We start from the raw sequence: 14,164 nt of genomic DNA on the forward strand, positions 1-14,164 counted from the left end.
TTGAGCGATTATCTCGACCCTTACTTGCGCTAGTGTGGGGCCGAGGAGGATCCCATGAACAGACTAAGCGCCGCTTCCAAGAAGCTACTTGGTGACCCCGCACTGTGGGTAACCACGCGATCGTCGCGCCCGGGAGCCCCGATCGTTTCCCCGCTTGATGGCATCGAGGTTGGCACCTACCCGATCTGCGAATCCGTCGACGTTGAACTTGCCCTCACAAGAGCTCGCGCTGCCCAGTCTCGTTGGGTCGAAAAGGAACCGGCCGAACGGGCCAAGATCCTCGAGACGTTCACCGCTCTCGTGTGGAAGTACGAGAAGGAGCTCCTCGACCTGATCCAGGGCGAGAACGGTAAGGCCCGGTCCCATGCCTTCGAAGAGATCTCCGACGTGGCAATGACAGCCTCCTTTTATGCCAAGAAGGGGCCGGGCTGGTTGAAGCCCGAGAAGGTGCCGGGCGTGCTACCGGTGCTGACAAGAACAAGGGTTAACCATCACCCGCGTGGCGTCGTTGCCGTTATTGCACCGTGGAACTACCCGTTAACTCTGGCGGTCTCCGATGGGATTGCGGCTCTTTTGGCCGGCAACGCCGTTGTCCTCAAGCCAGACTCGAACACGGTGCTGTGCGCGCTCGCGGCCAAGAAGCTCCTCGAGGAAGCGGGCCTGGAAGCCGACCTGTTCCAGGTGGTGCCAGGTCCCGGACCGAAGCTCGGTGCGCCGCTGATCGAAGGCTCTGACTACGTGATGTTCACAGGCTCCACGAAGACCGGGCGCAACCTGGCTGCTCAAGCGGGGGAGAAGCTTGTGCCGTTCTCTGCCGAACTCGGTGGTAAGAACCCGCTGATTGTTCTCGAGGATGCTCCGCTGGCACGCGCCGTACGCGGCGCGGTCAAGGCCGTCACCTCAAACTCCGGCCAGCTCTGCATCTCGATCGAACGGATCTATGTGGAGGACGGGATCTGGGACAGGTTTGTGCCGGCCTTCACGCGCGCCATGAAAAAGGTCAAGGTTGGCGCGAACCATTCCTGGAAGACCGGGATGGGCCCGCTGATCTCAACGCAGCAGCTCGAAACCGTCACCCGTCATGTCGACGACGCCGTTTCTCAAGGCGCGACCGTTCTCACCGGCGGCAAGGCCCTCCCGAAGGTGGCGCCCACCGCCTATGCCCCAACGGTTCTCACGGGCGTCACCGACGAAATGACCGTGGCCCGCGAAGAGACCTTCGGTCCCGTCGTCTCCCTCTTCCGGGTGAAGGACGCGGAAGAAGCCATTGATTGTGCGAACGACAGCGAGTACGGACTCAACGCCTCAGTGTGGTCGTCCTCCCGTAGGGGAGCGAGGATCGCATCGAGAATCCAGGCCGGCACGGTTAACGTCAACGACGGTTATATTGCCGCCTGGGCATCACTGCATGCACCCATGGGAGGAATGAAGTCCTCCGGTATGGGCCGCAGGCACGGCAAGGAAGGGCTCCTGAAATATACGGAGACTCAGAACGTCGCGACCTCGCTCGTTCTCCCCGTCCAAGCACCGAGCGGTGTTGGCGAAAAAACCTGGTCACGAATCATGAAGGTGTTCATCAAATATGGCAAGTAGTCGCATGCGTACACCGCTCGGTGGAGCAGTCGTCCTCATCACCGGAGCCGCCTCCGGTATTGGGAAAGAAATGGCGGAAGGTGCCGCGCACCGCGGCGCCAAGCACGTCATCGTGTGGGACATTGATGAGGAGGGCGGCGAGATTGCCGCCTCCGAGATCCGCTCCTTCGGAGCGGATGCCACGTACTATCGCGTGGACCTCACGGATCCCGACGACGTCGCCGCTGTCGGTAAGAGGGTCCTAGCTGAACACGGCAGGGTCGATGTTCTCATCAACAACGCTGGGATCGTCACGGGCAAGGACTTCCTTGACCTCACCGAGGAAGAGATCGCTCGTACGTTCGACATTAATGCGCTCGCCCTCTACCGCACCACGCGAGTGTTCCTTCCCGGCATGATCGAACGCGGCAAAGGATCGGTCACAACCATTGCCTCCGCCGCCGGTCTCCTCGGCGTTGCCCGACAAACCGACTACTCGGCCTCGAAGTTTGCGGCAGTGGGATTTACCGAGTCGCTACGGGCTGAGCTTCGGCACCACGGCAACCCGCTCCACACCCTGATCGTCCACCCTTACTACACGAACACCCGAATGTTTGATGGTGTGAAATCCCGGGTCTCGGCGCTCCTTCCCATCCTCGACACCGAGGAAGTGGCCGCCCGGATCCTCGATGCTATCGAGGCCGGAAACCAGTCACTTGTTATGCCGCGCTTTGCGGCAACCATCAGGCTCCTGAAATGCCTGCCCGTGCCTGTCTTAGACAGGGTGACCGACCTGTTCGGTATCCACTCGACGATGGATGAGTTTGTCGGCCACGCCGGAAAACGGGGAGACAGCCAGTAGCCCAATCTGATACCTACCGAACTCAACCCGATCGGAGGCATCTCCCGACATCTCCCAGTCCGCGCGCTGTTCGTTACTGCGGATGGACGATTAATCTGCGCTGGCGCATATTCTGCCTCGCGGAATTGCGTTTTTGCCCGATTTGTGCTGTTTGAGAATGCTCTCGGAAATGCTTGGGGATTTTGGTGCCAATTCCGGGATTACCGGCGCAAATACCCTGAACCTGACTTAAGGGGGCATTGTGGCCTCCCGCGCTGAGTGAAGGAGCGGCAATAAAATGAGCATTGATATTGAACCACCAGTTAATGAGCAGCAGAGCGGTCCGACGCGTTGATCGTTTATGAAGTGGTCGGCAGTGGCGGGTGGCGCGGCGGCCGTTGCCGGTGGTGTTGGCTTTGGCTTGAAGGACGCGACTTCGGAAGCTGCGAGCACCTCTGGAAACACGAAGGTGTTCCGTACCGCCAACACTCCCGAGTGTCTGCACTGCGCCATGCTCGTGCAGGTCGAAGGTGGCAACGTGAAGCGCGTGACCGCGGATCCTGATTTCCACATCAGGGCCTGCGCTCGCGGAACCTCCCGAATCAACCAGCTGTACAGCCCGCACCGTCTCCAGTACCCGCTGAAGCGCGTTGGCGAACGCGGGGCGGGAGAATGGGAGAGAATTTCCTGGGACGAAGCTCTCGACACCGTCGCTGGGAAGATGGAAGAGATCAGGGCAGAGAGCGGTAACGAGGCATTCCTCGCCTATGGTGGTACGGGCAACTGGTCTTCGCTTTCAACCGGTGTCAGTGGCCTGTGGGCGGCGTTCTGGAACCGGTTCGGCGGATCCACACCCACCGTATCGTCGCTCTGCTGCCCGGCAGCAACCGAAGGATTCAACGCAGTTCTCGGTGGTAACCGCTCGGAGTTCCGCGACGAGTGGATTCCCACGAAGCTGTTCATTGCCTGGGGCGATAACCCCGCTGTTTCGAACCAGGTCTACTTCAAGAACTTTATCGAAGCCCACCGCAAGAACGGCGCAAAGCTCATCACGATTGACCCGCGCTATAGCGAGGCTGCGGCGCATTCGGTTACGTATATCCCGATTCGTCCGGGCGCCGACTCTTCGTTTGTTCTGGGGATGATGAAGGCCATCATTGATGAGAAGGTTTACGACGAGGAGTACCTCAAGACCTACTCCAATGCCCCTTCCTCGTGAAGCTTGGAGAAAGCGATCGATCCGCTGTTCGAATCGAAGAGTGACCACTGGATTCTCACGCAGCTTGCGAACCGCCTTGGCTTGGGTGAGGACTTCGACAAGCCGGAAGACGACCTCATCCGCAACGTTCTCGAACCCACCGGTGTCACCCTGGAAGAACTGGAGAAGGGCCCGGTCAGTGTGGCTCCCGAGAAGTGGATTCCATTCGGAGACAAGAAGTTCAATACGCCGTCCGGGCGGATCGAGTTCTTTTCGACCTACCTGCAAGACAAGGGTTTTGAGCCGGTGCTCGAATATCAAGAGCCTGTCGAAGCACCATGGGTTGATAGGGAACTGGCGAAGAAATACCCGCTTCAGTTCGTGAACCGACGGAACTTTAACCAGGTGAACTCGAGCTACCTGCACCAGCAGTACCTGACTGAAATCTGGGACCGGCAGGTTGTTCAGCTTCACCCGCGTGACGCTGAAGCCCGTGGCATCAAGCACGAAGACGACGTGTATGTCTACAACGACCGCGGCGAAGTGGAAGCCAGGGCAATCGTAACCGAGAGGACCATGCCGGGGATCGTCAGCCTTGTGACGGGCTTCGGTGTGGTCAACGAAAAGGAGACCGCAAGTATCCTCACCCCCGTGAAGGTTGATCCGATCTCCCTCGCGCAGACACTGAACTCGTCCATGGTTGATGTCAAACCCCGATAGAGAAGACATTGTCGGGCCCCGATAGGGAAGACGTTGTCAAACTCCGATAGGGACGCTGAGGGGATGACCCGACAGGGTTTGGCATGGAGCTTGAGGCCGCCTTGTAGAGGCGGCCTCAAGTCGCGTTAGCAATGCTACTAGGTGACAAGTGGTCAGTCTGTGGCGTCGTCACCCGCGGGATCAGGACCAACCCGGCAGCCAGATGTGCATCTTCCAGAAGTCGTATGGGATCGTCATTCCGGTCCACAAGGGCCACCAGAAGATCGACAGGGCGAGCGTCAGGCCCGCTGTTACTCCGAGAACCACCCAGTCCTTCTTCCTTGCGGGGAGAAGCGTGTAGGGGAGCGGGTCCGGACCATGCTCGAGAAGGACTGCCCGCTCAATCGGATCCATGTCGGGGTCAATGGAATCGGCGAGGCCACTATTCTCTGTCGCGATGCGCTCAGCACGGGAGCTTAGGGCCGTGCCGTTTTCATCTTCTGAACCCGCGACATTGGCAGAAGGTTGCGCATTCACGGGGTTTCCGTGATGAGAATCCGCTTTGTCATCGGACGGTTTCGTACCGTCCTGACCTTCAGTGACCTCGGTGCTCCCGCCATCGATATCGTCCTCAGCGACTAGATGCGCAATGGCTTCTGGGTCGAGGTTCTCGAGGCCTTGACCGGTTGGTGCTGTGGTCGTGTCATCGGCTCCGAGGGTGAAGTCCTCTCGGTTAGGCCAGTCGATGTCCGGGCTGCCGTCCAAGTCCGGGTCGTCGGGATCCTGCGGGGTGTCAGTTCGGTACCTGTCTAGCGGGTACTCTTCGTCGTCCTGTGCGTGCTTGCCCTCGCCGGGCATGGCAAGGCTCCAGTCCTCGTCGAGTTCCTTCTTTCGGCGTTTGGCTGCCGCCTTGCGTATTGCGGCGAGGGAGGGTTCGCCAAGCATGTCTGTTACCCAGGCAAGCGCGAAGATGAGGGCGAGAACAACGTAGGGCAGGAAGGCGACGGAATAGAACTGGTAGACGGTGCGGCCAATGTAGTTGAACCACGGCAGGTACATGGCGCCATAGCCAGCGAGGATTGCCCAGGCCCGCCAGTCGCCCTTCCTGATCGCGTACCAGAGGACGAGAATGAGGGATGCTGCCGCCAGCCACCAGATACCGGGGTTGCCGACGGAGGAGATGGCTTGGACGCAACGCTCGGCGCCGCAGTCCTGGACCAGTTTTTCTTCGGGGGGCCAATAGAAGTTGACGGGCCTGAGCTGGAGGATCCAGTCCCAGGGTTGCGACATATAGGTGTGTTCGGAGCTCAGTCCCGTGTGAAATTCCCACATTTGTCGGTGATACTCGATGAGTTCAGCAATGGGGTCGCCAAGGCTTTCGAAGGGGACTTCCTCGCCGATAAGACGTTGACTCTCGGCCCAACCCCGCTTGTATCCGCGGGGGTCAAGGAACCAGGAGGTCCAGGAACCCACGTAGGTAACGAGAGCGATCGGGATAAACGAGAGGAATGCGGGAACGCCGCCGGTGACGATACCGGAGGCGAACCAGCCCTTCACGCCGAGCTCCTTGCGGGCGGCAGTGTCCCAGCAGAAGACGAGGATCCCGAAAACGGCAAGGGCATAGGCGGCGGACCACTTCACCCCACATCCCATACCGATCAGAAGACCTGCCAGGAGGAGCCACGGTCGCCACAGAATGATGGGGCCAAGATAGGAGAGGGGCTTCCCGCTCTTGGATACTGGACCGTGCGCAACCCTGTGCGCGAGTTTCGCTCTCGTTGCGTCCCTGTCTCTTAGAACGGCCCAGAACCCGGCCATCACAAAGGTGGCAAGCAGGTTGTCGAGGATCCCGGTCCTCGACAGGACGATGCCGACACCGTCGATCGCCATGAAGAAGCCCGCGAGGAAAGCGAGGGGGACGGAGCGGAACATGCGGAGCGCTATGCGGGTGAGGAGCATGACGCCGATGATCCCGGCGACCGCCGTAGTGAACCGCCACCCGAACCCGTTGTCGGTTCCAAATATTGCTTGCCCGAATCCGATTAACCATTTCCCGAGGGGCGGATGAACAACATAGTCGGCCGCAAGCTCCGCAGCAGCATCCGTGCCCTGAACGAACATCTCGTCGGCGTTTTCACCAACCCAGTTCCGTTCATAACCGTGAACGACGAAAGAGTATCCTGCTTTAACGTAGTAGGTTTCGTCGAACACCATCTGATGGGGATGGGAAAGCCCCCAGAAACGCGTCACGAGAGCGATGAAGCCGGTGACTGCGGTGGCGATCCAGCCCCACAGCCTGATTTGGGCGGGGAGCGTTGAGGTGGGTAGACCCAGCCTGCTACGGAGTTCGCTCTCCCAGGCTCTGGACTGCCGTTCGCTCAAGCGGCGGCCCCTTGGCCGCCTCTTCCACGCGCGTGTCTTCTTCAATGCCACCCTAGAAGTCTACGTTCACTTCTCGTAACAGGGTGGCCCGAGCGGGGCTAATGGTAGATAGTTGGAGTGTGAGTGACGGCAAAATCTACGTGGCAGCAACACCGATCGGCGATGCTGGGGATGCGACTCCCAGGCTTAGGCAGATGCTGGAAACGGCCGACATCATCGCGGCCGAGGACACGAGACGATTACTTAATCTTGCTGGCAGGCTCGAGATTCCCATAACCGCCAAGGTTCTCGCCTTCCACGACCACAACGAATCCGAACGGATCGACGAGCTCCTGGATGCTGCTCGCGCAGGCATGGAAGTCCTCGTTGTCTCCGACGCCGGCATGCCAACCGTGTCGGATCCCGGATACAAACTTGTTCACGAAGCCCACGAAGAAGACGTGCCCGTCACGGTGATCCCGGGTGCGTCGGCAGTGCTGACCGCGCTCGCGATCTCCGGCATCCCCACCGACCGTTTCAGCTTCGAAGGGTTTGCGCCCCGGAAGGACGGGGATCGGGCACGAGTGTTCTCTGTTTTGGCGGATGAGATACGAACCATGGTGTTCTTTGAATCCCCGCATAGAGTCGGCGACACCCTGGCGATCATGGCGGAGCAGTTTGGCGCTGACCGCGAGGCCGCCGTGTGCCGCGAACTCACCAAAACCTATGAGGAAGTGAAGCGAGGCTCGCTTGACGAGCTGGCGGAATGGGCGGCTAGCGGTCTTAAGGGTGAGATCACGATCGTTGTGAGCGGCGCCCCCTACCGGGAGCCCAGCCCCGACGACCACGTCGACGACGTTCTTGTCCTAGCGGATTCCGGCATGCGCATGAAAGCCGCAGCCGCCTACATCTCAGCCCGTACCGGAGTGCGAAAGAAAGAACTCTACGAAGCCGCGCTTGCTAAGCGCGACGAAGACCTCTAGGCCGGACGCGGCGCTGTAGCGGTGAAGGGCTCTGCTCCCGGTGACAACGGGTGATACTCACACGGCGCTGTGCTGAACGCTGGCGAGGTGAACGCGCGTTAGCTGCCTACCGCCGGTGGGTGAGCACCTTCCACCTTCGCCGTGTCCGCATGGTAGATTTCTGACCGCCTGGTGGCTTTGTAAGATGAGCGTGCTAAATAGGCAAAGTTGGCGGCAATTCAAGGTTTACTCGACTTATAGTTGTAATTGTTGCCCAATTGAGACCATTTAGACCAAGAATCAGTATGGGTTGCTAAAGCATATCCGCTTATACTTAATCTGCTCGTTTGATCGAGCTGTGATCTGATTGGAGTGGCCCCCGTTGGATCACAGGCGGGGAGTGCGTTTCGTGCTCCCCGCCCTCCTTAGGTCGCTGCCGGGAAGTCGGTTCCGTGGCGGCATAGGCCCGCCGCGGGAGTTCGTTCCCCAGCCGGGGGCGATGGGGTGCGTTGCTTGAGACTGCGGCTCAAACCCGCGTTCCTTATTCGGGCCCGCCGGATCTGCGCAACATCTCCAGATCAGTACTGCTTCTTCTGGTCTGCGCTACCTCTTCTGGTCCGTGCTACTTCTTCTCGCGCGGTGACTCGTGCTGGTCGGCACGGTTTGTGCGGGTCTGCGTAGGCCAATGGGGACATCAACTGCTTTGCTCTGTCGAAATCACATCGCCCCCGCTACGGTCCCAAAGTGGATGGTGCGAGGGCGATGTGGCTGGCGGGTGGTTTAGAGCCAGGCGTTACGTGATTCGAGCTGGATGATGCCGGCGCCTTCCATGATGGTGCGGGCCTTTTGGCCGAGTTCTTCGCTGACGGGGGCGGTGAGGTCCGAGAAGACGCGGACTTCCTCGTAGAGAGCCCGAGCGTCCAGTGCCGTGTCCTTAACGCAGTGGGATTCTGCGAGTCCCACGATGTCGATGCTTGTCACCTCGGACATTTTAAGAACGTCGAGAAGGGAACGACCATCTTCCGTCTTCCCCTCGAAACCGGAGTACGCGGCAGCGTACTGGCCCTTCTTGACGGACTCTTCCGATAGTCCGGCAACAGCAGGGTGCAGTTCTGCTTCTTCGGTGCCAGCCACGCCGTGGGGAGGCCAGGTGTCGACGAAGTCGGGGTTGTCGGAGAAGTGGTCGCCGGGTTCGATGTGCCAGTCCTGTGTGGAGACCACGATCCCGTAGTTGCCGCGGTTCACCTTGACGAACTCGCCGATCTTGCGGGCGACCTCGTTGCCGCCTTCCACTGCGAGGGCACCGCCTTCGCAGAATGTGGGCTGTACGTCGACGAGGATCAGGGCTCGGTGGGGCTTAATCAGGAGGGCTGCGAGGGTGTCGTCGTCCTCGGGTTCCGTTCCGTCCATATACGTGTCGCTCATGCCCCACATCCTAGTCGTGACCGGCACAATTGGCTCAAGATTCCGACGAGACGAGGTTAGGCATTAACCTAGTGACTATGTCACGAGTACTATCCGCTGTTGCCTGGCCCTACGCTAACGGCCCCCGTCACATCGGCCACGTTGCCGGTTTCGGTGTGCCCTCCGATGTCTTTTCGCGCTACATGCGCATGGCGGGGCACGACGTGCTCATGGTGTCGGGAACCGATGAGCACGGCACCCCGATCCTCGTGGCCGCCGACCAGGAAGGCATTGAGCCCCAGGTCCTTGCCGACCGCAACAACCGGACCATCGTGGAAGACCTGGTAGCGCTCGGCCTGTCGTACGACCTGTTTACGCGGACAACCACTCGCAACCACTATGCGGTTGTGCAGTCGATGTTTGAGACTGTCCGCGACAACGGCTACATGCTGGTGGAGACCACCTCGGGTGCCGTCTCTCCCACGACGGGCCGAACCCTGCCCGACCGTTACATTGAGGGCACCTGCCCACACTGCTCCTACGATGGTGCGCGCGGCGACCAGTGCGACAACTGCGGTAATCAGCTGGACCCGACCGAGCTAATCAATCCCCGGTCGAAGATCAACGGTGAAACCCCCGACTTTGTCGAAACCGACCACTACTTCCTGGACCTCCCGGCACTCGCCAAGGAGCTTGGGCGCTGGCTCGACAACCGCGAAAAGTCCGGTCTGTGGCGCACCAACGTCATCAAGTTCTCCCAGCACCTGCTCGAAGACATTCGCCCGCGTGCCATGACCCGCGACATCGATTGGGGTATCCCGGTACCCGGATGGGAAGACAAGCCGAACAAGCGCCTCTACGTCTGGTTCGACGCCGTCGTCGGCTACCTGTCCGCCTCCATCGAGTGGGCACGCCGCATCGGCGACCCGGAGCGTTGGCGCGACTGGTGGAATGACCCCGAGGCGCTGTCCTACTACTTCATGGGTAAGGACAACATCGTCTTCCACAGCCAAATCTGGCCCGCCGAGCTGCTTGGCTACAACGGCGAAGGCGACAAGGGTGGCGAGCCGGGCTCCTACGGCAAGCTCAACCTTCCCACCCAGGTCGTTGCCTCCGAGTTCTTGACCATGGAGGGACGGAAGTTCTCCTCGTCCCGCAAGATCACGATCTTCGTTCGCGACGTGCTGTCCCGCTACCAGCCGGACGCGCTACGCTACTTCATCTCGATCGCCGGCCCCGAGACCTCAGACTCCGACTTCACCTGGGCCGAGTTCGTTCGCCGCAACAACTCCGAACTGGTGGCAGGCTGGGGTAACCTCGTCAACCGCACCGCGGCCATGATCGCGAAGAACTTCGGTGAGATCCCCGAGCCCGGCCAGCTCGAAGACATCGACAACGAGCTTCTTGCCGAGGTCCGCAAGGGCTTCGAAACCGTCGGCGGCGCCATCGAGAACCATCACCAGCGCTCGGCGCTCGCGGAGGTCATGCGCATCATTGGCGAAGCCAATGCCTACGTGTCCCGCACCGAGCCGTTCAAGCTCAAGGCGCCCGAGGAGCGCGAGCGTCTCGCCACGATCCTCCACACCCTGATCCAGTCCGTTTCCGATATCAACACGATGATGTCGGTGTTCCTCCCGCACTCGTCCAATGCCATCGACAAAGTCATTGGCGGTTCCGGCGACATCGCCCCCATGCCCCGCATGGAGGAAGCTGAGGACCTTGACGGTGGCGGTGCCTACCCGATCATCACCGGTGACTACTCAAACCTGCGTCCCTGGGAGTCCGTCCCGGTGACCGTGGGTACTCCGATCAGCAAGCCGAAGCCCGTCTTCGTCAAGCTCGACCCCGAGGTCGTCGACGAAGAGCTGGCCCGCCTGGACCTCCAGTGAGCCGCAAAGACCGTTCCCTCTTCCCTCCCATCCCCGAGCCACTGCCCCTCCCGGTTATCGACAACCACACCCACGTGGGAACCGATCGGCCAGGGCGGGTGCAGAATCGCTCCGAGGATGGCGAGCCCCGCTACCCGCTCCTGATCGAGGGGCAGCTGGAGGGTATGAAGCAGTCGGGGATTTCCCATGCCATCACCGTCGGCTGTGAGGTCCCAGACCTTCAAGACGTCATCGACCTCGCCGATCAGCATCCGGAGTTCTCCGCCGCTATCGCCATCCACCCCAATGAAGCAGCCATGCACGCTGGGGTGCGGGAGATTGGACCCGACGGGCTCGAACATGTTGCCAAGGACTATCACGAGAACTACGACCTCGACGCAGCCATCAACCTCGTTGAGGAGCTGGCGACCGCTCACGGGATCGTGGCGATCGGGGAGACCGGCCTCGACTACTTCCGCACCGGAGAAAAAGGACGAGCGGCTCAGGCTGAATCCTTCCGTGCACACATTGCCCTCGCCAAGCGTCTCGGCCTGCCCATGCAGATCCACGACCGGGAAGCCCACGAAGACACAGTCCGCATTCTCCTCGAAGAGGGAGCCCCGGACCGCACCGTCTTTCACTGTTTCTCGGGCGACAGGGCGCTCGCGGAGATCCTTGCCGAGCACGGCTGGTACGCCTCCTTCGCGGGAACGGTCACGTTCCCCAAGAACGAGGACCTGAGGAAAGCGGCCCAAGTTCTTCCCGCCGAGCTCATTCTCGTCGAGACCGACGCCCCCTACCTCACCCCACACCCCTACCGCGGTCGGCCCAACGCTCCCTATCTCATCAACCTCACGGTGCGTTATCTTGCCAAGATTCGGAGTGTGGCGCTAGACACACTCTGCACCACGCTTGTGAACACCACGAACTCCGTCTATTTCGCGTGATTTCAACGAAAAGTCTCTGTCGTGCAGATGTAAGAGTGCTTATTGTCTGACTCTGGCCGGTCTCTTCCTTCGAAGACTAGGTCACGTTTTGATTACAATCGAGCAAGATTTGATTACACTCGATCAAGTATTCAGAACATCCAGACTGATGAGGTTAAGAAATGGGACGACACTCCCGCAAACCGAACCAGGCTCCTGCCGTCCCGCAGGCACCGAGTGAGACCCAGCTGCCGGCTGTTGCTGCCTGGGCCGGTGGAGACGCCGTTAAGACTTCCAGCTCGCATGCGAGCAAGACTTCCAGCTCCACCGTGAGCTCGCGCCGCTATGGCGCCGTTGCCGCCCTTGCGGCCGCAACCGCCCTTTCCGCGGTTGCCATGACTGCTGAGCCCGCCGTTCCCACGGCGCAGGCCGCTTCCTTTACCGCACCCATGCAGATCGATACGGCTGAGCCCGATCTTTCCGTTGATGCCATCATCGTTGCCGACGGCACCGCGCAGCTCGTCAACACCGAGGCTGACACGTGGGGCCAGGTTCTCTCCGAGAACGGAATCACCGTTGGCGAGGATGACATCGTCAATGTTGAACTGAGCGATCCTGTTGTTGCCAACGAACGCGTCACCGTGAAGCGCGTGACCTTCGAAGAGGTTGTTGAGGAGAACACGGACGAGTTCGAGACCGTCCGCGAGAATGACTCCACCCTTGAGAAGGGCACCGAGAAAGTGACGGCCGAAGGTCAGGACGGCGTTACCCGCACGACCTTCCGCGTCAAGTACGTCGACGGTGTCGAGGACTCTCGCGAGGAAACAATTAACGTCACCGTGTCCGAGCGGGTCGACCGTGTCATTGCAGTCGGCACCAAGGAACCCGAGCCCGAGCCCGAGCCCGAGCCGGAGCCCGTTGCTGAAGCGCCCGCCGCCACAACCGAGACTCAGACCCAGTCCGCCCCGGCACAGACCCAGGCGGCCCCGGAGCCCGAGCCGGCACAGTCGCAACCCGTTGTTGTCAACAAGGGCGGTAACAAGGGCATCGCACAGCAGATGGTTGCGAACAAGGGTTGGAACAACTCTCAGTTCCAGTGCCTCGAGACCCTCTGGCAGCGCGAGTCCGGCTGGAACCACCTCGCACAGAACCCGTCATCCGGTGCCTACGGCATTCCGCAGTCCCTCCCGGGCTCGAAGATGGCGTCGCACGGTGCTGACTGGCGCACGAACCCGGCAACGCAGATTGCCTGGGGCCTCGACTACATCCAGGGCCGCTACGGCACGCCCTGCGGTGCACTGAACCACTCGTACAGCGTTGGCTGGTACTAGTCTCCTCACCCCGAGTGATATCCGGGAGTTAAGCAACAAGCTTGGCATCCGTCCAACCAAGACACTCGGACAGAATTTCGTTGGCGATGGGGGCACGGTCCGCAAGATCGTGTCCCACGCCGGCGTATCCGAAGGCGACAGGGTCCTAGAAATAGGGCCCGGCCTCGGATCCCTCACCCTCGCCCTTCTTGAGGCGGGGGCCTTCGTGTCTGCCGTCGAGATCGACCCGAAACTCGCCGCAGCGCTCCCGGAAACCGTGAGCGCCCGGCACGACCGTCCCGAACGTTTCGCAGTCGCCCAGTTCGATGCCTTACAGCTGGCCGACAATGAGCTGGCGGTCCCGCCGGAGCTCGACACCTTCGTGCCCACGCACCTCGTGGCAAACCTGCCATACAACGTCGCGGTCCCCGCGATCCTCACGGCCCTCGAGCACCTTCCCAGTCTCCACATCGTCGATGTCATGGTCCAGCTGGAAGTGGCCGAACGACTGGCAGCCAAGCCGGGATCCCGGGTCTACGGTGTCCCCTCGGTCAAGGCTGCCTGGTACGCGGAAGCGGCCCGCGGCCCCCTGATTTCCCGGAGTGTCTTCTGGCCTGTCCCGAACGTTGACTCCGCACTCGTGCGCTTTGATCGTAGGCAAGAGCCCGATGCTGATCGCGAACTGGTCTTCAAGGTCATCGACGGTGCATTCGCCCAGCGACGCAAGACCCTGCGCCAGTCCCTCGCATCCTGGGCGGGAAGCCCGGCACGTGCCGAAGAGATCCTCCGCTCCGCAGGAATCGACCCGGCCCTGCGGGGCGAGAAGCTGATGATCGAGGACTTCGTTGCAATCGTCGAAGCCTCGCAGGCGTAGAAGCAAGCCCGAGACGAAAGATAGAAATTAAGAATAGGCATGATAGTCCGGGCCACGTGCTCCGGACTTTTGCTTTTGTTCGTCCGCTTCTTCCGGATTGGTTCCGTGCACAGTCGTCATTATTCGGTGAGCGCGCGTTACCGCGAGTA

At 60.7% G+C, this 14,164-nt stretch carries 11 protein-coding genes; 9 read left to right on the top strand and 2 right to left on the bottom strand.

Going from position 1 to position 14,164, the window contains the following annotated elements:
* Window positions 1–54 precede the first annotated feature (54 nt).
* The 4 genes from ACTHUY_RS05200 (at window position 55) to ACTHUY_RS05215 (ending at window position 4,331) form a co-directional block, all read left to right on the top strand.
* Window positions 55–1,593, top strand: coding sequence for a succinic semialdehyde dehydrogenase (locus ACTHUY_RS05200; protein ID WP_441654986.1), 1,539 nt, complete (start codon window positions 55–57; stop codon window positions 1,591–1,593).
* A 4-nt stretch (window positions 1,594–1,597) separates the two neighbouring features.
* Window positions 1,598–2,434, top strand: coding sequence for an SDR family oxidoreductase (locus ACTHUY_RS05205; RefSeq protein WP_441654987.1), 837 nt, complete (start codon window positions 1,598–1,600; stop codon window positions 2,432–2,434).
* 340 nt (window positions 2,435–2,774) lie between these two features.
* Window positions 2,775–3,632, top strand: a complete 858-nt coding sequence (locus ACTHUY_RS05210) for a molybdopterin-dependent oxidoreductase (protein ID WP_441677960.1) — start codon at window positions 2,775–2,777, stop codon at window positions 3,630–3,632.
* Window positions 3,633–3,635: 3 nt separating this feature from the next.
* Window positions 3,636–4,331, top strand: coding sequence for a molybdopterin dinucleotide binding domain-containing protein (locus tag ACTHUY_RS05215; RefSeq protein ID WP_441677961.1), 696 nt, complete (start codon window positions 3,636–3,638; stop codon window positions 4,329–4,331).
* A 180-nt stretch (window positions 4,332–4,511) separates the two neighbouring features.
* Here ACTHUY_RS05215 and ACTHUY_RS05220 read toward each other — a convergent pair whose 3' ends face one another.
* Entirely contained in the window at window positions 4,512–6,692 is a 2,181-nt protein-coding gene (locus ACTHUY_RS05220) for a dolichyl-phosphate-mannose--protein mannosyltransferase (RefSeq protein ID WP_441677963.1), read from the bottom strand.
* A gap of 119 nt (window positions 6,693–6,811) precedes the next feature.
* On the opposite strand from ACTHUY_RS05220, the gene rsmI reads away from it, so the two are divergent.
* Entirely contained in the window at window positions 6,812–7,654 is an 843-nt protein-coding gene (gene rsmI / locus ACTHUY_RS05225) for a 16S rRNA (cytidine(1402)-2'-O)-methyltransferase (protein ID WP_441677965.1), read from the top strand.
* Window positions 7,655–8,413: 759 nt separating this feature from the next.
* Here rsmI and ACTHUY_RS05230 read toward each other — a convergent pair.
* Window positions 8,414–9,043 (bottom strand): isochorismatase family protein, encoded by a 630-nt coding sequence (locus tag ACTHUY_RS05230; RefSeq protein ID WP_126705068.1) that lies wholly within the window; start codon window positions 9,041–9,043, stop codon window positions 8,414–8,416.
* A gap of 92 nt (window positions 9,044–9,135) precedes the next feature.
* On the opposite strand from ACTHUY_RS05230, the gene metG reads away from it, so the two are divergent.
* The 4 genes from metG (at window position 9,136) to rsmA (ending at window position 14,015) form a co-directional block, all read left to right on the top strand.
* A complete protein-coding gene (metG, locus tag ACTHUY_RS05235) occupies window positions 9,136–10,926 on the top strand; it encodes a methionine--tRNA ligase (RefSeq protein WP_441677967.1) in 1,791 nt (596 codons plus the stop codon).
* A complete protein-coding gene (locus ACTHUY_RS05240; protein WP_441677969.1) occupies window positions 10,923–11,852 on the top strand; it encodes a TatD family hydrolase in 930 nt (309 codons plus the stop codon). The genes metG and ACTHUY_RS05240 overlap by 4 nt, the downstream gene beginning before the upstream one ends.
* A 161-nt stretch (window positions 11,853–12,013) precedes the next feature.
* The gene (locus ACTHUY_RS05245) at window positions 12,014–13,162 is read left to right on the top strand and encodes a G5 domain-containing protein (protein ID WP_441677971.1); all 1,149 of its coding nucleotides are present in this window, start codon (window positions 12,014–12,016) and stop codon (window positions 13,160–13,162) included.
* The gene (gene rsmA, locus ACTHUY_RS05250; RefSeq protein ID WP_441654996.1) at window positions 13,149–14,015 is read left to right on the top strand and encodes a 16S rRNA (adenine(1518)-N(6)/adenine(1519)-N(6))-dimethyltransferase RsmA; all 867 of its coding nucleotides are present in this window, start codon (window positions 13,149–13,151) and stop codon (window positions 14,013–14,015) included. The genes ACTHUY_RS05245 and rsmA overlap by 14 nt, the downstream gene beginning before the upstream one ends.
* The last annotated feature ends 149 nt before the right edge of the window (window positions 14,016–14,164 follow it).

Source organism: Flaviflexus sp., assembly GCF_052087705.1.
Lineage (GTDB): Bacteria > Actinomycetota > Actinomycetes > Actinomycetales > Actinomycetaceae > Flaviflexus > Flaviflexus ciconiae.